Source organism: Helicobacteraceae bacterium (genome assembly GCA_031258155.1).
Lineage (GTDB): Bacteria > Campylobacterota > Campylobacteria > Campylobacterales > SZUA-545 > JAIRNH01.
In genome coordinates, this window is the sequence record JAIRNH010000065.1 from 1 (window position 1) to 17828 (window position 17828).

Here is a 17828-nt window from a genome sequence, read left to right on the forward strand (position 1 = left end):
GGGAAAAATCGCTTGGCGGTAGCGACTATGACTACGCTACTTCCATTCAACAGACAAAAGACAACGGTTATACTGTCGCGGGTTATAGCTACTCTAACGACGGCGATGTAACGGAAAACAAAGGCTATACCGACTATTGGATCGTAAAACTAAAATAACGCCGCGCAAGGAAACGTAACAACGCCAATTCGCCCTTCCCGTCTTTCCCGCGAAGCTCCCGTTTTGATGGGAGCGCAAGGCGCGCAGGATTGCGGTAATCCATCTTTTGAAGCAATTCATAATACAAACGCATTACATAGGTTTTTAACCCTTTTTGTGGATTCCCGCTTTCCTTCGCGCCTCGCGCTCCCTATCGGAGCGGGCGCTTCGCGGGAATAACGGAAGCGCGGATACCCGCCTTCGATTACGGGCGGCAAACCGCCCTATCGCTCCGCGCGGAAATAACAAACAGCGCGGAAACGAAAGGGAGGGGATGGATACCCGTTTTCATGGGTATGACGGGTAGAGGCGATCAGGCGCATAGCCTCTTTTGGAAGGGATGGATTCCCGTTTTTGCGGGAATGACGGGAGGGCGGCGCGAGCGGCTGGAGTTGCAAAGAATGTAAGACGGCGTAAATAAAGCGGTTTTGGCGTCGCGTAAAACGTTACTTTTTCGCGATGAAGCTAGTTTTATAGACGGCAACCGCGAAAGAGCGCGTCAAGTTTCTTTCTTTAAGAACCCTAGCGGTCGTATATAAAAAGCGCCAAGCTAATATTTAACCGCTCGCGCGTTTGTAGCGCAAAGCCCTGACGCGCAAGACGCGGCGTTTGCCGCCTTTGCGAGGGCGCTATAAGTTTTCGTTTGGAGATTTAGCTAAGTTCAGATTCAATCAACATACAGAGCGTGTGTCCCAAAAAGATATGAATCTCCTGAATACGCGCCGTATCAAAGCTAGGCGCGATCAGGTTAATATCGCACAACGCTTTCATCTTGCCGCCCTCTTTGCCGCTAAATCCAATCGTAGCCGCGCCGATTTCGCGCCCCTTTTTTAGCGCCAATATCGCGTTTGCGCTTTCGCCGCTGGTGGATATTCCGATCAAGACGTCGCCTTTTTTCGCCAGCGCCTCCACTTGGCGCTCAAAAACGCGATCGAAGCCGTAATCGTTGCCAATCGCAGTTAGCGCCGAAGTATCGGTCGTCAACGCGAGCGCCGCCAAAGCCTTGCGCTCTTTTTTGTAACGCCCCGTTAGCTCGGCGGCGATATGTTGCGCGTCGCCGGCGCTTCCGCCGTTGCCAAAGAGCAGAATCTTACCGCCGTTTTTTAGCGCGTTAGAGCAAAGTTTCGCCGCTTGCTCAAGCGGCTGCGCGAGCGCCGTCGTAAAGGCGAAACTCTCTTGGTGCGCTTTGATTTCGTTGAAAATAATCTCTTTCATCGCAAACGTTTAACCGCGTTTTTCTTTATGTTAAAACTTAACGGCGCAAGCCGAATAAAGCAATTATATCCCAATCGCCGATAGCGCCTAGCTAAAAGCTAATGCGAACGCCGATATACGCCGCTTTGTTAAGTTCGTATTTCCAGCCCTTTTCGCGCCACTCTAGGTCTCGCCAGCCGCCAAAAATCATACCGCCTTCTATCGGCTCGACTCCCGCTTCAAATCTTAGTTCGCTGTAGCGATCGCACTCGTTAAAGCAGAGCGCCGTCGGAGCTATGTCGTAAAAAGCCGAAATATGAGTTTTTATCGCGATCGGCAACGTGTAAATTAACCCTACGCCAATCGGAGCGGCAAAAGGATAACCGTCGTCGCCGTCGTCTTGCTCTATCTGCGATACAACCGCTTTAAGCCCGATTTTAATCGCCAGCGCGTTTAGCGGGGTCAATCCGATCGCGTTAATATGAAAGTTGCCGGTCATTCGCATTTTGTCAAACTCGTCCGCGCCGCGCAAAAAAGTCGCGCCGTAATATAAATTTGCGTCCGCTCCAATCGGCGAGACCAGCTCGTAGCCGATCTCTAAATCCTCGTCGTTTACGTCTAGCATAAACGATTGCTTCTGCGCGAACAGAGCGATCGCGCAGAACATAAACAAAATCGATTTTTTCATATCGTTCTCCCGTTTGCGGAAATTTTGGCGATCACGCCAGTGGTGGATCGACCTTCCACTAAATCGACAAAAACCGTTTTTTTAGCATATTCGCTTCCGATTACTTTCTTGTCTTTATAGTCCGCGCCTTTGGTTAAAACGTCGGGCTTAACGGCTTTGATCAGCTCGATCGGAGTCGGCTCGTCGAACGTCGTCACAAAATCGACAAACGCCAGCGCCGCGAGCATATAGGCGCGATCCTCCTCGCAAACGACGGGGCGACCTTCGCCCTTAATCAACCCGACGCTTTTATCGCTATTTAACCCCACGATCAGCAGATCGCCTAGCTCTCTGCTCTTTTTCAAATACTCTATATGCCCGCGGTGGAGCAGATCGAAACAGCCGTTTGTAAATACGACCTTCCGTCCGCTTTTTTTCGCTTTCTCCGCTTCGCTCGCCGCTATATCTAGCGAAACGATCTTGTTTTGGCTTTGATTGACCGAGTGGCGGTATTCATAGGCTAACGCCTCGTCGATCGTTACCGTAGCCGCGCCGATTTTGGACACCGCCACCGCCGCCGCGGTATTGGCGAAGTGCGCCGCATCCTCGATCGACGCGCCCGCTCCAAGCGCGAAACCAAGAGCGGCTAAAACCGTATCGCCCGCGCCCGTAACGTCGAAAACCTCGCGCGCGCGCGTCGGGATATGCGAGCAAGTTTCGCCGCAAACTATCATGCCGTCTTCCGAGAGCGTTATAATCGCGTAGTCTAGCCCCAGATCGCGCCTCAGGCGCGCGGCGCCCTCCTTTACGCTTTCCAGATTCGGCAAAGCGCGACCTAACGCCTCGCTCGCCTCTTTGCGATTTGGCGTGATCAGCGTCGCGCCTTTGTATTTAGAGTAATTCATACCTTTGGGATCGATCAGTATTTTTTTGTTTAGCGCCCTTGCCGTATTAATCGTAAATTGCGTTAGCGAGTCGGTCAAAACCCCCTTGCCGTAGTCGCTTAGCAGAGCTACGTCGATTTGCGGCAGGATCGTTTCGATCGCGCGTTTTAAGCTCTCTTCGCTTTGGACGGAGATCGGCTCTTTGCTTTCGTTATCAAAGCGGACGATCTGCTGGCGTTGCGCCATAACGCGAGTTTTGCGGGCGGTTTTTCGCCCCGTTTGCAAAACGATAGCGCTCGCGTCCGCTCCGTCGTTTTCCAATATGGCTTTTAACTGTTCGCCGCTTTGATCGTCTCCGATCGCGCCGACGACGTAGGTTTTCGCGCCTAGCGCTAAAAGGTTGCTTACCACGTTTCCAGCGCCGCCCAAAGCTACGCTGGTTCTTTCTATATCGACTACCGGCACGGGCGCTTCCGGACTGACGCGGCTTGTTTTGCCCCACAGATAAACGTCTAGCATAAGATCGCCGATCACGAGCGCTCGCGTAGCGGCGTTTTTTAGTTCTATCACTTGAGTTCCGACTCGTAAATCCTAACAATCTGCGGCGCGTAAGCTCCTATTCCCTTTTCAAGCCCAAAGCGCGGCTCGTAGCCCAGATCGGCTTTCGTAGCCGAAATATCCGCCTCCGTGTGCGTTTGAAAAAAGCTCCACGGATTGTCGATATACTCCACTTCCACGTTCGCTTCGAGCGTTTTGGTCAGGTTGCCGAAAATCTCGTTATACTCTCTAGCTCTCCCGCTGCCCACGTTATAAACGCCCGAAGTTTTAGCGCTTAACGCTTTGATATTAGCTTGGATTACGTCCTCTATATAGACGAAATCGCGTCTTTGCTCGCCCCATTTGAATAGTTTGGGGCGATTACCGCTTAAAATCTGCAATCCAAGCTGCAGGATCATAGAGGCGGTTTTACCCTTGTATATCTCCCGCGGACCGTAAACGTTAAAATACCTCAAGCCGATAATCGTCATATTATATGTTTTGGCGAACCTGTCGGCTATACGCTCCATAGTCAATTTTGAAAATCCATAGACGTTTTCAGGCGCTTCGCCCCTTCCAACCCTGTTTGGAGAGGGAGAGTTTCCATAAGTCCCCGCGCTGGAAGCGTATACGACTTTAGCGCCGTGCTGTTTCGCGATTTTCAGCAGATCGCTAAAAGCGTTCGCGTTAGTTTGAACGACAAGTTTTTGATCGGCTACCGTCGTATCGGAGATCGCCGCTTCGTGAAAGATATAGTCGAATTTGTAGTCGTTTAATCGCTCAAGATCAAGCCGGTTAGCTATATCGCCGGCGATTGTTTCGCCTTTGAAGCCGCGCAGATTCTTAAAATGTCCTAACAAGAAAGCGTCGAATACGACGACGCGGGCGCTCGGATAGTTATCTTGGATATGAAACGCCAAATTAGAGCCGATAAAACCGGCGCCGCCCGTAATTAAAATCGTTTTGTCGTTAAGGTCTATATCGGAATACTTCATTCTGTCGCCTTTTTGAAATAGCTGATTGTATCTAATAGGTTTTTACAAACGCGCGCGGGAATTACCTCTAGCGCCATGTTTTCGCCAATCAGAACTAGGTTTTTTACGCCCGCGCCGATCGCCGCCTCCATATCGCTCCGTTTATCGCCGATCATCCACGATTTGGACGGATCGATACTGTGATCCTTGATCGCCTGCAAAAACATTCCGCTTTTAGGTTTGCGGCAGTCGCAGCCGTCTTCGGGCGCGTGCGGGCAGTAATAAACGCCGCTAATCAAAACGTCGCGATCTTTTAACTCTTTGAGCATTCGGCGGGTAAGCGATTTGAACTCGTTCTCGCCGTATAAGCCGCGCGCGATTCCGGACTGATTGGTAACGACTACGATCTTATAATTTTTCGAGCGAGCCTCTAGCAAGAGATCGAAAATGCCGTCGCAAAAAACAAAGCGATCAAACGACGCGACGTATCCGTAATCGACGTTAATAACGCCGTCGCGATCAAGAAATAACGCCTTATTCATATTTTTGCCTTTGCCAAACGCGAATCGCATTTTACAACCGATACGTCAAACTCAAAAACAAACGTATCGCCTTTAATTTTAGGCGCTCGCTATCAAAAAACGCGAGCGCGCCGCCCGCCGCGTCCTAATCGCCGCCTACCGCGTCGGCTTGCGATTTGGCTATTAGCGCGTCGATCACCTCGTCTAAATCGCCTGAAAGCATAAGCTCCTCTAAGCGGTAGATCGTCAGTCCGATTCGGTGATCGCTAAGGCGGTTTTGCGGGAAATTATAGGTGCGGATTCGCTCGCTTCGATCGCCGCTGCCAACCTGCTTTTTTCTGTCGGCGCTTTCGGCGGCGGCTTGCTTCTCTAGCTTCGCCTCATATAGCCGCGCCTTTAGAATTTTAAGCGCCTTATCTTTGTTTTTGTGTTGGCTTTTTTCGTCTTGCATAGAGACGCTAATACCGCTCGGAATATGCGTGATTCTCACCGCCGAATCGGTTGTATTTACCGATTGCCCGCCGTGTCCGCCCGATCTAAACACGTCGATTCGTAGATCGGCGGGGTTTATCTCGACCTCCACGTCGTCGATCTCCGGCAAAATGGCGACCGTTACGGCGGAGGTGTGAACGCGCCCTTGCGCTTCGGTTTCAGGCACGCGCTGAACGCGATGCGTTCCGCCTTCAAATTTTAGACGGCTATAAACGCCTTTGCCTTTGATTAGCGCGATCGCCTCTTTGAAGCCGCCGCGATCGTTTTCGCTTAAAGAGACGATCTCGGTTTTCCAACCGCGCAGATCGGCGTAGCGGCAGTAGAGTTTGAATAGATCCGCCGCAAACAATCCAGCCTCGTCGCCGCCCGTTCCGGCGCGGATTTCCAAATAAACGTCGCGTTCGTCGTTGGGGTCTTTTGGGATTAGCAGCCGTTTGATTTCAGCTTCTAGCTCCGTTTTTTTCGCCTCCAGCGATCGCTGCTCCTCTTTGGCGAGATCGCCTAGGTCTAAATCGCTAAGCAACGCTTTATTTTCCTCGATCGCCGCGACTGTTTTTAGATAATTTTCGCCCGCTTCGGCGATCTCCGCGATCGCCGATTGCTCTTTGAGCAGATCGCGCATCTTCGCTATATCCGCGCCAAGAAGCGGATCGGCAAGCGCGGCGGTTATTTCGTCGCGCCTAGCGATAAACGGTTTGATTCGTTGGGAGAGCAAAATTTAAGCGATTTTGTTTATAAACGCGGCTAAACGACCGACCTTTCGCGCCGCCGTGTTCTTTTTTAGGACGCCTTTGGAGACCATAGAGTGCAGATAGCGGTTTGCTTTCTTGAAGGCTTCGTTCGCGTCGTCTTTATTTTTTGCGCCCGTTACCGCTTTGACGGCGTTTTTTATCCTTGTGCGGTAGTAGCGGTTGCGCTCCTCGCGTTTAATCGTCTGACGATAGCGTTTTTCGCTTGACTTGTGGTTTGCCATTTAATTGCTCCTTCGGCGATAAAATTTCGCGGGATAATAGCCAATGTATGCTTAATTGAAAATAAATTTTATATTTTTTTAAGGATTTTTGACTTGGTTTTTCCGATACGCTTTGACGTTGGAGCTAATTACTAAGCGCGCGGCGGAGTTTGTCGGCAAACCAAGCAAAGCTACGCGGACGCAAAAAATCAATCGAATAAAATCCGTCGTTTTTGCGCGAAGCGTAGCTGTTTTTCAAAAACGAGTCGTCGCTTAGCGGATAGTCTTCGCGAAAGTGCGCGCCGCGCGACTCTTTGCGCCTAAGCGCCGCGAGCGCCATAACTTCGGCGATCTCCAAAGCGTTCAAAAACTCTAGAATCATTACCAGCTCGACGTTATTGGTTCGCTCTTTATAGACGCACGCCAGCCCTCCGACAAGCGTCTGCAGATACTCCGCGTATTCCAGCGCGTCTTTCAGCCCGCTCGCGTCGCGGAATACGCCGAGTTTGGCGGTTAATTTTTTGCCTAGACTTTTGCGCAAAGCATTGATATTAAAGCGGCTCTCTCCCTCGATTATTCGATCGATCCTCTTTTGCTCCGACGCGATCGCCTCCGCGTCTATCGCCGCTCGTTTCGCGCTTTTCGCTCTTTTCGCGAATGTAACGGCGTTCTCTCCGGCTATTTTGCCGAAAACCGCCGCCTCCAAAAGACTATTGCCGCCCAAACGGTTCGCGCCGTGAGTTCCGCTGTGGGCGCACTCTCCGCAAGCAAACAAACCTTTGATCGCCGTTTTCGTCCGCGCATAGACCTCTATTCCTCCCATCGTATAGTGCGCGCTAGGCGCGATCGGTATTAGATCGATCGAGGGATCAAGCCCTAATTTCGCGGCGGCGGATTTGCAAAAGTTGGGCAGGCGACTTTCCAAAAACGCTTTGCCAAGCCGCCTAGCGTCGATATAAACCCTGCGTCCGCTTCGCGTTTCGCGCTCTATCGAGCGAGCCAATTTATCGCGCGTTTGCATCTCGTCGGTAAACCGCTCGCCGTTTTCAAAGGTTAAGAAGCCGCCCTCGCTTCGCGCCGCTTCGCTGACAAGCTCGCCTGAACCTAACAAACCCGTAGGGTGAAACTGCACGAACTCCATATTAACGAGCCTAAGCCCCGCGCGAAAAGCGACGGCGAGGACGTCGCCGCTTGTAGAAAGAGGATTGCTTGTGTATCCGCAATAGATTCCGGCGTAACCGCCGCCGGCGAGAACCACGCTTTTAGCTTCGATCGCCGTAACTTCGCCGTTCGCTACTTTTAAGGCGTAAACGCCGCCGACGCGGTTATTTTTAACCAACAGCTTCAACAGAAAATACCCGTGCAACATCTTTACGCCGTTTTCGTTGCAGGCTTTTAGTAGCGCCTGAACGAGAGCCGCGCCGGTGCGATCTTGAACGTAACAAGCGCGTTTCTTGCCGCTGCCGCCAAAGCTCCTCTGGGCAAGTTTGCCGTTTTCGGCGCGATTAAACGCGGCGCCCAGCGCGTCAAGCTCTAGCGCGATTGACGGCGCGGTTTCGCATAAAAGTTTGATCGCCTTCTCGTCGCCAAGTCCGGCGGCGCTTTTTATCGTGTCGGCGATATGTAAAGCGCTCGCGTCGTATTCGGCGTAGCCAAGCGCGGCGTTTATGCCTCCGCTTGCCATCGAGCTATTGGAGCGAAACGGCGCGTTTTTGCTCATTAGCGCGACGGATAGCCCGCTTTTGCGCGCCCGCAACGCGGCGCTTAAACCGGCTAACCCCGCTCCGACAACCAAAACGTCGAACATTTTTTCCTCGTTTCAAAACCTTGCAATGCGAAGGGCTTTAACATATGAAAACCGCGCGAAACCTCTCGCAAAGACCAAGGTCAGTATTTCAGACGAACAAGCCCGTCGTGTTTTTGTATTTTCATCTGACAAGTTAGCCTTGCGTTGACGCTCGCGTCGGGAAAATTAGCTAACACAACTTTCTCCTTGTCGGTTTTCGGCGATAGGAAATCCATACCGCTAAGCACCTCCACAATACAGGTGCCGCACTGCCCGTCCCTGCATCCAAACGGCAGACCGCTTCCCATTTTTTCGATCACCTGTTGCAAAGTTTCGCCCGGCTTAACGTTGATCGCCAGAAAATCGTTAATCACTTCGACGCGCGTCGTCATTTTGTCTCCCTTGTGAAATATGGACAAAATAATAAACGATTTTTGCTAATTTTGGCGCTTAAAATATGGACAAAGTCAACGTTATTGCTTTGAACTAAGCTGATCGAGCATATTTTCAAAGGGATTATTCATAGCTTTAATAAGCGCGCCGATCTCCTCTAGGTCGATTTTGCCAAACTCGACCATATCGTAAAGCCGCGTAAGCGCGCGGCGGCAACAACTGCGATCGCAACCCGTTACGAGTCTTTTTGCTTTTTTATAGGGCAGATCGTTGTTTCTAAAAATCTCGATCGCCTCGCGCACGCTCTTTTCGCCGCAGCTACATATCTGTAGCGACAATAACTCTTTTTCGCCTGCCATAAGGCGACGATCGTAGGTTCTTTTCGCCTATTTAGGCGCTTAAAAACATAGCAAACGCGCCGTTATTTCAAGTTTTGGTTAGCCGACTTTTTCCACTCTTTTTGCGACCACGCCTTTAGATCGCCTAGTTTTTTCATTAGAAAATCAAAATCGCTAGGCAACAGAGCCTGCTCGCCGTCGCTCAAGGCTTCGCACGGGTTTGGGTGAACCTCTAAAATTAGTCCGTCCGCGCCCGCCGCCATGCCGGCGTATGCCACCGCGCTTACATACGACCTAACGCCGGTAGAGTGCGAACTATCGACGATTACGGGCAGATGAGAAAGTTCTTGCAGATATGGAATTAACGCTACGTCGAGCGAGTTTCTAAAAGCCGTTTCGTAGCTTCGCGTGCCGCGCAAGCATAAAATAACCTCTTTTAACCCCTCGCTCATAATATATTCGGCGCTCATCAAATGCTCTTTAGCGGTGGTGGCTATGCCGTTTTTAAGGATAACGGGCTTGCCCATTTTGCCAACCGCTTTAAGCAAGTTGAAGTTTTGAGCGTTTCTCGCGCCGATCTGGATTACGTCGGCGTATTTATAGATAAGATCGACCTGATCGACGCTCATCGCCTCCGTTACGATCGGTAGCCCCGTCTCCTGTTTGGCGGTTTGCAGGATTTTTAGCCCGTCCTCGCCGCTTCCCTGAAAAGTATAGGGGCTGGTGCGCGGCTTGAACGCGCCTCCGCGAAGCGCCTGCGCGCCCGCCGCTTTAACCGCCTTTGCCGTGGCGACCACATACTCCTCCGTATCGACCGAACACGGACCGGCGATCACATATGTAGAGCCGCCGCCGATTTTCTCGCCCGCGATCTCGAATACGGAATCGCTTGGGTGAAATTTGCGGCTCGCCTTTTTGAACGGATCGCTGACCTCTAACGTCTTTTCCACGCCGCTAAAGCTAGACCACGGCTTTCTTAATATCTCGGCTTTATCGCCTATAACGCCGATAACCGTCTGCGTTTCGCCGCGATCGACGTGCGCCTGCGCGCCCCATAATTTGATATGTTTAACGACCTCGTCGATCTGCTCGGCGCTAACGCCGTTTTTCATCACAATAATCATCTGTAGTCCTCGCCGTCAATAAAAGCGCAAATTGTATCTTTTCCGCGCTTACGAAAAATTATAAATTGATTTGCCCAGCGCGATCGTGGTTATAAGAAAAACAAACGTCAAGAGGCGGTATAGCCGCCGCGCCTTTTTTCCGAATCTCGCGTTAAAAAGCGGGCAGAAAAAAAACAGCGCGATTGTCGTTAAGCCAAACGCGGCTTTTATGTAGTAGATCGGCGCGTTTTGCATCAACGCCGCGCCCGCGCCGATCAGAACAAGCGCGGCGATCGCCGTAGGCGCGATCGTTTTTTTGTAGAGCGGCTTTAGCGTTTCGCTATTAAACGAGCGGCGTATAACCAAACTATCGGTTAATATAAAACCGCCCAAAACAAAAGCCGCCAAAAGATGAGCGATCAGCACGGATCGAACCTAAGAAAATCGCCGTTTTTGGCGAGCCATTTTTCCGCCTCTTTATAATCGGGGGCGACAGACGCGACGCAATCGTAGAAAACGCTCTTGTGGTTCATATGCATAAGATGCGCAACCTCGTGAGCGGCAATGTATCTAGCGACAAAAAGCGGCGCTTTAACGATTCGCCAGCTAAAACTAAGCGTTCCTTTGGCGGAGCAACTGCCGTAGCGGCTTTTTTGATCGCCGATTCTGATCCTGTTGAACGCTACGCCGATCGCGGCGGCAAGGCGATCGCACTCTTTGGTAAAAAACGCCCGCGCCTCGTTGCGATAAAAACCGATTGGATCGCTTGGCGGCGCGATCCACTCGCCAAAAAACGGGACCAAACCGGCGCGCTCGGCGTAAAGCGCCTTCGCTCTTTCGATCGATTCTAAACGCCGCGCTCTGTGTTTGGCGATCCACCCCTCGTGTTTTGCCAGCGCCTCTTTAATCGCTCTTTGCGAAAAAAAACGCGGCGCCGACAACACGACTACGCCCTCGCGATTCACGCTCAACCGCCAGCGTTTGATCGCGCTTTTACGAACGATAACGATCTCTTGTTCCATTGATTTGTATTGTATTGTCTTGTCGGTAAAAGCCGACGCTTGAGGCGCGCGCGGTCGCCGGGGGATCGCCGCCGTATTTTAAAAGCGGAGAAGGGGTTGTCGGCAAAATAACGAAAGCGTTTAATCTCCGTCGCGATCGCGCTATAGCGCAAAAGTTGGAGCGGTTTTTGCTAAGGTTTGCTTTAGAGGCAAAATATGAGATATATAGTCGCCGTATCGCTGTTGTTTTCGTTTCTTATCGCCGAACGATCGATAGACTCCTTCGCGCCCTCTTTCGGCGGCGACGCGCATGCGCGGATGATCGTAGAGAAAACGCCTATGAAAGAGGACGACGCGCGGCGCGGCGAGCGGTTAAACGAGCTTGGAATCGCCGAGTCGCGCTATACAGACTATATTGACGGCGTAAAGCGGCGCGAGATCGAGTATTATCGCAAGGTTCGCGACGCGAAAGAGGCGTTTTATAAGCGAATGCAGGCGCTTAACTAGCCCATAAGACCGTTTCTGTAAAAACGTCAGCGGCAACGTATATTTATTGAAAGCGTGAGGTTTTGATCGTATTTCACGCCGTCTAGCTCGATTTCAAACTTACGTCTTTCGTCGGGGTAGATCGCGTTTTTCAGTTTGATCTCGCCCGTCGCCGTCGGACGCGCTAATTTTCGCAGATAATCTAGCGTTCCGTTTGGCGGTTCGTAAGCTATTATCTTTACGCGGCACTCGTCTAGCGGTTTGTCGCCCGTATTTAACGCCTCGCCGAAAACAATCGCTTTTTCTTGGTAGTAAAGATTAAGAATCGTCGGATTTTCAATCGCAAAAGGTTTATAACGCCTCTCGACCCAGAAATATCCCGCAACAGGTCCGACGACGAGTATTCCAAGAGCGCACATTTGAAATATAAGCGATAACGACGGACGACCAGAAAGCGACGCGGAGATAATCAGGCATAAAATTAACGCCGCGAAGACCGCGCCGAAGACCGCGAGATGATAAGGGGTAAGCGAGTATAAAAGCTCGTCGCTTAACGCGATTAAGCGGATTATCGTAGGGTTAGAGGATAGTTTATCGAGCGTTTCGGCGAGTTGTTCCAACACTTTTTTGCCGCTTTAACTCTTTCTTGAGGACTTTTCCGTAATGCCGCTAACGCCCTCGCGGCGCTTTAGCTCGGCGCGGATCAGATCGGGCGCGATCTCTTTAGAGGCGAGCGCCGCAAGCATATGAAAGATCAGATCCGCCGCTTCATAGACGATCTGCGCTTTATCGCCGTCCTTAATCGCCAAAGACATCTCCCCCGCCTCCTCGATCACCTTTTTTAGCGCGGCGTTTTCGCCTTTGGCAAACAGCGAGGCTACATACGAAACGTTCGGATCGGCGCTTTTGCGCTCCAAGATCGTATGATAAAGGCAATCGACGACGCCGTAAAGTTCCGCCGGATCGGTTATCGGATCGCTAATCGGCGCGCCGCTATCCGCTTTGGTAAAAAAGCAACTTTTACGCCCCGTATGGCACGCCGCGCCTTGTTGCTCGACGATATACAGCAGGCTGTCCCCGTCGCAATCGGACAAAACTTCCGCGATCTTTTGCGTATTGCCGCTTTGTTCGCCCTTTTTCCACAGTCGGTTGCGCGAGCGCGAAAAGTAGTGCGCGAAACCGGTCTGAAGCGTCAGATCGTAGGCTTGCTTATCGGCGTAGGCGAGCATTAAAACCTCTTTCGTCGCGCTATCTTGCGCCACGACTGGAACAAGCGGATTTTTCGCCCAGTCGATCGTCATTATCTTGCCGTCGAAGTTACCGACGAGGCTCGTTGAGCGTCTTTGGTATCCACCCAGATATTTGGCGTCGCGCCGCCGGGCGTTAGGAATATCTTAGCGTCTTTATTGATTTGAAGCGCCTCGTTGAATTTGCCCTGCACCTCGATTTGGCGCAATGTAAGCAGATTGTTAGTCAGCGAAGCGGCGATCAACGAGTTTGCCTTCGCCTGCGCTTCCGCCTCGATTCGCGTGCGATCGGCTCTGCCTTGAGCGGCGATCCTTTCGGCTTCGGCTAACCCTCGCGCCTCTTCCGCTTTTCTGAACGCCTCTTGCTTTGCCTGCTCTACCATATTGCGCGATTTTTCGGCTTCCTGCCGCGCCACCTGCACCTGCTCGATCTGCTCTTTGATCCTTATCGGAAGCGCGATTCCGCGTAGCTGAACGCCGATTAAATTGATCGGCTGCTCCTCGATCTTCTCGATGGAATCGCGCATTTTAGTTTCGATTGTCGTCGCGATCTCGTTGCGTTTTAACGGAAGCTCTTCGGCGGCGAAATTGCCGATCACGCTTCGCACCACGTCCCTAGCGGCAGGCGCGATCACCTTCTCTTCCCAATTTGAGCCTAACGTGGCGATCGCGTAAGGCGCTTTGTCGGCTTTAAGCTCGTATTGGATTGTGATCTCCACATCCACCGTTAAACCGCGAGAGTCCAGCACCGAAATCGGCGGTCGCTCGCTGATCCCGCGCTGATCGGTTTTAACAAGTTCCGCGGCGCTGTAATTGGCTACGCGCATTCGCGTATCTTGAATGATCGCCTTTTGCGCGAAAGGGATAATCAGGTGAAATCCCGGACCAAGCGGGCTTTCCTGATATTTGCCTAGCGTAGCCAAAATACCCACTTCGCCCGAATTTATAATCACAAACGGACGCGCCAAAAACAGCAAAACCGCGATCGCGATTACGATATAGATCGCCGCGCTTTTACCGCTTAAGTTTTTAATGAAATCTGGCGGCGTTACGGGAGGGCGCGGCGTATTGCCGTTGCCTTTCTTAAAGTAGTCGTTCATATCCGCTGGCATCTGCTAAATCCTTATATATAAGTTAAAAAGCGCGAAAAGTTGGAGTCGCGCCCATATACAATATCAAAATACGCCTCTTGCAACCGCTTGGTCAAAACGCCGCGTTTTCCGTCGCCGATCAAGCGCGAATCGACCTCTCTAACGGGCGTAATCTCCGCGGCGGTGCCTGTGAAAAACGCCTCGTCGGCGATATAAACCTCGTCGCGCGTAAGGCGGCGGCGCTCCGTAACGATCCCAAGTTTGCCCGCGATTTTTATCACAGAGTCCTGCGTGATCGACTCCAGCGCGTTTTCGCTTGGCGGCGTAATCAAAACGCCGTCGCGGACGATAAAAAAGCACTCCCCGCTGCCTTCGGCGACAAACCCTTCGCTATCGAGCAACAGCGCCTCGTCGTAGCCCGCCTCGACCGCTTCGCACTTTGCCATCTGCGAATTAAGGTAGTTGGCGGCGACTTTGGCTTTGCCCATCATCGATTTGACCGAGTTTCTCGTCCAAGAGCTTATTTTTACGCGAATGCCTTTTTCTAACCCCTCGTCGCCAAGATACGCGCCCCACTCCCACGCGGCGATCGCCGCGCTAATTGGCGAGTTAAGATGATAAACCCCCATCACGCCGTAGCCGACAAAGACGATCGGACGGATATAGACGCTAGTTTGCGGCGCGAAGCTGTTTCTACGCAACACCTCTATCTGCGCGTCGTTCAACGTTTTCGCGTCAAACGGACATTTTAAGAGCGACATTTTACAAGTGTTCAACAGCCGCTTGGTGTGATCTTGCAGGCGAAAGATCGCTAGTCCTTTGTCCGTCGGATAGGCGCGCAAACCTTCAAAGGCGGAGTTGGCGTAGTGTAGCGAATGCGATAAAACATGAACTTTCGCCTCTTTCCACGCGACAAACTCGCCGTCAAGCCAGATATATTGCGATTCTTTGAGAGCCATAAAAAGCTTTCCTTCGTTAAAAAGTTTCGCTAGTCTAGCAAATAGGCGCTTTTCGCGCCGATATTTAGCCGCGCGATTTTTCGCGTCGTAATAAGTTTTTGAGTAAAATCCGCGAATTTTGCGTTGGAGGCGCGGCGGTGAAAATCGAATACAAAAGAGAGGCGAAAGCCGATATTCGGGTTATTTTTGTTCTGAAAAAAAATCTAAGCGGATCGTTTATAAGAGATCGCGCGTTGTTAGAAAAGATCGGTTTCGAGGGCGCGGACGAATCTAGCGCGTTGCTTGCCGAACGAGGCGAATTGTATGTCGGCGTGGAGGATTGCGACGATCTGGAGAGCTTTCGCATAGCCGCCGCCAAAGCGATCGGCGTTCTTAAAACGCTTAAAATCCGCGACGCGGCGATCGGAAGCTACGATAAAAGCGGCGCGGCGATAGCCAAAGCGATCGCGTTTGGTCTCTTGCTCGGCGCTTACGAGTTTAACGAGTATAAATCCAAGCCTAAGGAGAGCTCGCTCGATACGATCTATTTCACCAAAGAAAGCTACTACGGCGCGAAAACCGACGAGGGCGCGATCAAAGCGGCGATCGCATACGCGAACACGGTCGCTTCGGGCGTAAATTTCGTCCGAAATCTTGTCAATCGCGCGCCGCAGGATATGACCCCGTCGGTTTTGGCGAGCGAAGCGCAAGAGGCGGCGAACGCAAGCGGCATACGGTGCGCGATCTACGACGCGAACTACCTGAAAGATAACGGAATGAACGCCCTACTTGCCGTTGGACGCGCAAGCGTTCATCAACCGCGCCTGATCCACCTGACCTACGAACCGAAAAACGCCGCGAAAACCGTCGCGATCGCGGGCAAAGGGCTAACCTACGACAGCGGCGGCTTGAGCCTGAAACCCGCCGATTATATGAGCACAATGAAAGCGGACATGGCTGGCGGCGCGGCGGCGATCGCCATTATCAAAACCGCCGCCGAACTGAAACTGCCCGTAACGATTCACGCGGTAATAGGCGCGGCTGAAAATATGATCGGCGGCGACGCTTACAAGCCCGACGACGTGCTAAAAGCCAAAAACGGCAAAACAATAGAGATCAAAAATACCGACGCGGAGGGGCGATTGGCGCTTGCCGACTGCCTCTGCTACATTCAAGAAAAAGCGCCGGAACTCGACTACATCATCGATCTCGCCACGCTAACGGGCGCGTGCGTGGTCGCGCTTGGCGAATACTCCAGCGGCGTAATGGGCTTTAACGACGATCTGAAACGATCGCTTTTGCAAGCCGCCGAAAACGGCGGCGAACTAGCGGCTGCGCTGCCCTTTAATCGCCACCTGAAAAAACTGCTAAAAAGCGAAACGGCGGATATGGCAAACTGCGCCTCCGTTCGCTACGGCGGCGCGATCACCGCCGCGCTGTTTCTAAGCGAGTTTATCGAGGAGAAAAACCGCGCTAAGTGGGCGCATTTGGATATTGCGGGACCAAGCTACGTAGAAAAGGCGTGGGGCGTTAATCCCTTTGGCGCGAGCGGCGCGGCGGTGCGCTGGATCATTAACTGGTTAGAGAATCTCTAATGGCGCTTAGCATAGGGATCGTGGGGCTTCCAAACGTCGGCAAATCGACGACCTTCAACGCGCTGACCAAAGAGCAAAAAGCGCAGTCGGCGAACTACCCGTTCTGCACGATCGAACCGAACAAGGCGATCGTAGAGGTGCCGGACGAGAGGATCGCGAAAATAGCCGCAATCGTTAATCCGGAGCGCGTCGTCTATTCGCAAGCGGAATTTACGGATATAGCGGGTCTCGTGCGCGGCGCGAGCAGGGGCGAAGGGCTTGGAAATCAATTTCTGTCCAATATCCGCGAGTGCGAGGCGATCTTGCATGTAACGCGCTGCTTTGACGATGCGAACGTCGTTCATACGGAAGGCTCGGTCGATCCGATCCGCGATATTGAAACGATCGAAACCGAGCTGATATTAGCCGACATTCAGAGTTTGACGAAGAAGATCGACGCGATCGGCAAAAAGGCGCGCGGCGCGGACAAAGAGGCAAAGGCGCAGCTAGAAACCGCTCAAAATTTGTTGGCGTGGCTGAACGATGGAAACCCCGCCTCGTCTTTCGCCGATTACGCCGCGCTGAGAGAGATAAGGGCGCTTAGCGCCAAACCCGTAATTTTCGCGGCGAACGTGGACGAAGGCTCGTTAGCAGAAAAAAACGACTATGTTAAAGCGGTGGAGCGCTACGCGCAAGATCGCGGCGCGCAGACTTTTACGATCTGCGCCAAAGCCGAAGAGGAGATGGCGGGGCTGAGCGACGAGGAACGGCGCGAATATCTAGCGGCGCTTGGCGCGAGCGAAAGCGGTTTGGATTTAATCATACGCAAAGGCTTCGAGCTTTTGGGGTTGCAAAGTTACTTCACGGCGGGCGTAAAGGAGGCGCGCGCTTGGACGATTTGCAAAGGGTGGAAAGCGCCAAAAGCCGCGAGCGTGATTCACAACGATTTTGAAAAGGGCTTTATACGCGCCGAGGTGATTAGCTACGACGATTTTATTCGGCTTGGCGGCGAAGCGAAGGCAAAAGAGGCGGGACTGATGCGGCTCGAAGGCAAAGATTACGTCGTGCGAGACGGCGATATTATACATTTCAGATTCAACGTTTAGCTTTTACTACTTAATTGCGCCAAAAAGACGCGCGCTAGAATAACAGCCCTCTTTGCCATATACGCCGAAGGCGTAAAAAGCCCGCGTCATTCCCGCGCAGGCGCCCGCTTATTTGCAAACGCAGTAGCTTAGGAAAACGGAAACCCATATTACCGTCATTCCCGCCTTCCTGCCAACATTTTCTAATCTCGCCTGATTTTCTCAATTAAATAGCCGTCAAACCTGTTGTCGCGAGTTATCAACACAGCTAGGAACGCTCGGCGTTCTTTAGCGCTTAAAGGCGTTAAATGTCGTATAACAAAATAGGTTCTGAAATAGCGTCGGAAAAGCCCGTAAAATTGCGCGA

20 protein-coding genes are annotated in these 17828 nt (G+C 52.1%); 3 read left to right on the forward strand and 17 right to left on the reverse strand.

What is annotated here, in order from left to right; all coding sequences use genetic code 11:
* Nucleotides 1-849 precede the first annotated feature (849 nt).
* From gmhA to LBF86_08855, 13 genes are all read right to left on the reverse strand, one after another.
* Complete coding sequence (gmhA, locus tag LBF86_08795; protein ID MDR0665598.1) at nt 850-1413, reverse strand: D-sedoheptulose 7-phosphate isomerase; 564 nt, start codon at nt 1411-1413, stop codon at nt 850-852.
* Nucleotides 1414-1504: 91 nt separating this feature from the next.
* Nucleotides 1505-2080: a hypothetical protein gene (locus LBF86_08800; protein ID MDR0665599.1), complete on the reverse strand. Its 576-nt coding sequence runs from the start codon at nt 2078-2080 to the stop codon at nt 1505-1507.
* A complete protein-coding gene (gene rfaE1 / locus LBF86_08805; protein ID MDR0665600.1) occupies nt 2077-3513 on the reverse strand; it encodes a D-glycero-beta-D-manno-heptose-7-phosphate kinase in 1437 nt (478 codons plus the stop codon). Before rfaE1 ends, LBF86_08800 begins: the two co-directional genes overlap by 4 nt.
* Nucleotides 3510-4475: an ADP-glyceromanno-heptose 6-epimerase gene (gene rfaD / locus LBF86_08810; GenBank protein ID MDR0665601.1), complete on the reverse strand. Its 966-nt coding sequence runs from the start codon at nt 4473-4475 to the stop codon at nt 3510-3512. The genes rfaE1 and rfaD overlap by 4 nt, the downstream gene beginning before the upstream one ends.
* On the reverse strand, nt 4472-4996 hold the full coding sequence (gene gmhB / locus LBF86_08815; GenBank protein ID MDR0665602.1) for a D-glycero-beta-D-manno-heptose 1,7-bisphosphate 7-phosphatase: 525 nt from the start codon (nt 4994-4996) through the stop codon (nt 4472-4474). The genes rfaD and gmhB overlap by 4 nt, the downstream gene beginning before the upstream one ends.
* A gap of 124 nt (nt 4997-5120) precedes the next feature.
* Nucleotides 5121-6182, reverse strand: a complete 1062-nt coding sequence (prfA, locus tag LBF86_08820) for a peptide chain release factor 1 (protein ID MDR0665603.1) — start codon at nt 6180-6182, stop codon at nt 5121-5123.
* A 3-nt stretch (nt 6183-6185) separates the two neighbouring features.
* Complete coding sequence (rpsT, locus tag LBF86_08825; protein ID MDR0665604.1) at nt 6186-6440, reverse strand: 30S ribosomal protein S20; 255 nt, start codon at nt 6438-6440, stop codon at nt 6186-6188.
* A 124-nt stretch (nt 6441-6564) separates the two neighbouring features.
* Nucleotides 6565-8226, reverse strand: a complete 1662-nt coding sequence (locus LBF86_08830; GenBank protein ID MDR0665605.1) for an FAD-dependent oxidoreductase — start codon at nt 8224-8226, stop codon at nt 6565-6567.
* Between the two features lie 80 nt (nt 8227-8306).
* Nucleotides 8307-8597, reverse strand: coding sequence for a (2Fe-2S)-binding protein (locus LBF86_08835; protein ID MDR0665606.1), 291 nt, complete (start codon nt 8595-8597; stop codon nt 8307-8309).
* 81 nt (nt 8598-8678) lie between these two features.
* Complete coding sequence (locus LBF86_08840) at nt 8679-8957, reverse strand: hypothetical protein (protein ID MDR0665607.1); 279 nt, start codon at nt 8955-8957, stop codon at nt 8679-8681.
* A 62-nt stretch (nt 8958-9019) separates the two neighbouring features.
* Nucleotides 9020-10060, reverse strand: a complete 1041-nt coding sequence (aroF, locus tag LBF86_08845) for a 3-deoxy-7-phosphoheptulonate synthase (GenBank protein ID MDR0665608.1) — start codon at nt 10058-10060, stop codon at nt 9020-9022.
* A gap of 48 nt (nt 10061-10108) precedes the next feature.
* Complete coding sequence (locus LBF86_08850; protein MDR0665609.1) at nt 10109-10465, reverse strand: hypothetical protein; 357 nt, start codon at nt 10463-10465, stop codon at nt 10109-10111.
* On the reverse strand, nt 10459-11061 hold the full coding sequence (locus LBF86_08855; GenBank protein ID MDR0665610.1) for a M48 family metallopeptidase: 603 nt from the start codon (nt 11059-11061) through the stop codon (nt 10459-10461). The genes LBF86_08850 and LBF86_08855 overlap by 7 nt, the downstream gene beginning before the upstream one ends.
* Before the next feature lie 195 nt (nt 11062-11256).
* Here LBF86_08855 and LBF86_08860 point away from each other — a divergent pair, with 195 nt between their 5' ends.
* Nucleotides 11257-11547 carry a hypothetical protein gene (locus LBF86_08860; GenBank protein ID MDR0665611.1) on the forward strand — a complete coding sequence of 97 codons (291 nt, stop codon included), beginning with the start codon at nt 11257-11259 and terminating at the stop codon, nt 11545-11547.
* 26 nt (nt 11548-11573) lie between these two features.
* On the opposite strand, the gene LBF86_08865 is transcribed toward LBF86_08860, so the two are convergent.
* From LBF86_08865 to LBF86_08880, 4 genes are read right to left on the reverse strand one after another with little or no spacing between them, the layout of a single operon-like run.
* Nucleotides 11574-12149 carry a DUF2393 family protein gene (locus LBF86_08865; protein ID MDR0665612.1) on the reverse strand — a complete coding sequence of 192 codons (576 nt, stop codon included), beginning with the start codon at nt 12147-12149 and terminating at the stop codon, nt 11574-11576.
* Between the two features lie 12 nt (nt 12150-12161).
* Nucleotides 12162-12827, reverse strand: a complete 666-nt coding sequence (hisIE, locus tag LBF86_08870; protein MDR0665613.1) for a bifunctional phosphoribosyl-AMP cyclohydrolase/phosphoribosyl-ATP diphosphatase HisIE — start codon at nt 12825-12827, stop codon at nt 12162-12164.
* On the reverse strand, nt 12827-13885 hold the full coding sequence (locus LBF86_08875; GenBank protein ID MDR0665614.1) for a prohibitin family protein: 1059 nt from the start codon (nt 13883-13885) through the stop codon (nt 12827-12829). Before LBF86_08875 ends, hisIE begins: the two co-directional genes overlap by 1 nt.
* A gap of 11 nt (nt 13886-13896) precedes the next feature.
* Entirely contained in the window at nt 13897-14823 is a 927-nt protein-coding gene (locus tag LBF86_08880; GenBank protein ID MDR0665615.1) for a branched-chain amino acid transaminase, read from the reverse strand.
* 137 nt (nt 14824-14960) lie between these two features.
* Between LBF86_08880 and LBF86_08885 the strand changes: the two genes are divergently transcribed.
* Nucleotides 14961-16397 (forward strand): leucyl aminopeptidase, encoded by a 1437-nt coding sequence (locus LBF86_08885; GenBank protein MDR0665616.1) that lies wholly within the window; start codon nt 14961-14963, stop codon nt 16395-16397.
* Nucleotides 16397-17482 carry a redox-regulated ATPase YchF gene (gene ychF, locus LBF86_08890; GenBank protein MDR0665617.1) on the forward strand — a complete coding sequence of 362 codons (1086 nt, stop codon included), beginning with the start codon at nt 16397-16399 and terminating at the stop codon, nt 17480-17482. The genes LBF86_08885 and ychF overlap by 1 nt, the downstream gene beginning before the upstream one ends.
* Nucleotides 17483-17828 lie beyond the last annotated feature (346 nt).

Bases quoted from the DNA above. Each gene is read 5' to 3' on its own strand.
- gmhA (MDR0665598.1), bottom strand. From the start codon at position 1,413: ATGAAAGAGATTATTTTCAACGAAATCAAAGCGCACCAAGAGAGTTTC.
- LBF86_08800 (MDR0665599.1), bottom strand. From the start codon at position 2,080: ATGAAAAAATCGATTTTGTTTATGTTCTGCGCGATCGCTCTGTTCGCG.
- rfaD (MDR0665601.1), bottom strand. From the start codon at position 4,475: ATGAAGTATTCCGATATAGACCTTAACGACAAAACGATTTTAATTACG.
- gmhB (MDR0665602.1), bottom strand. From the start codon at position 4,996: ATGAATAAGGCGTTATTTCTTGATCGCGACGGCGTTATTAACGTCGAT.
- rpsT (MDR0665604.1), bottom strand. From the start codon at position 6,440: ATGGCAAACCACAAGTCAAGCGAAAAACGCTATCGTCAGACGATTAAA.
- LBF86_08830 (MDR0665605.1), bottom strand. From the start codon at position 8,226: ATGTTCGACGTTTTGGTTGTCGGAGCGGGGTTAGCCGGTTTAAGCGCC.
- LBF86_08835 (MDR0665606.1), bottom strand. From the start codon at position 8,597: ATGACGACGCGCGTCGAAGTGATTAACGATTTTCTGGCGATCAACGTT.
- LBF86_08840 (MDR0665607.1), bottom strand. From the start codon at position 8,957: ATGGCAGGCGAAAAAGAGTTATTGTCGCTACAGATATGTAGCTGCGGC.
- aroF (MDR0665608.1), bottom strand. From the start codon at position 10,060: ATGATTATTGTGATGAAAAACGGCGTTAGCGCCGAGCAGATCGACGAG.
- LBF86_08855 (MDR0665610.1), bottom strand. From the start codon at position 11,061: ATGGAACAAGAGATCGTTATCGTTCGTAAAAGCGCGATCAAACGCTGG.
- LBF86_08860 (MDR0665611.1), top strand. From the start codon at position 11,257: ATGAGATATATAGTCGCCGTATCGCTGTTGTTTTCGTTTCTTATCGCC.
- hisIE (MDR0665613.1), bottom strand. From the start codon at position 12,827: ATGACGATCGACTGGGCGAAAAATCCGCTTGTTCCAGTCGTGGCGCAA.
- LBF86_08875 (MDR0665614.1), bottom strand. From the start codon at position 13,885: ATGCCAGCGGATATGAACGACTACTTTAAGAAAGGCAACGGCAATACG.
- LBF86_08880 (MDR0665615.1), bottom strand. From the start codon at position 14,823: ATGGCTCTCAAAGAATCGCAATATATCTGGCTTGACGGCGAGTTTGTC.
- ychF (MDR0665617.1), top strand. From the start codon at position 16,397: ATGGCGCTTAGCATAGGGATCGTGGGGCTTCCAAACGTCGGCAAATCG.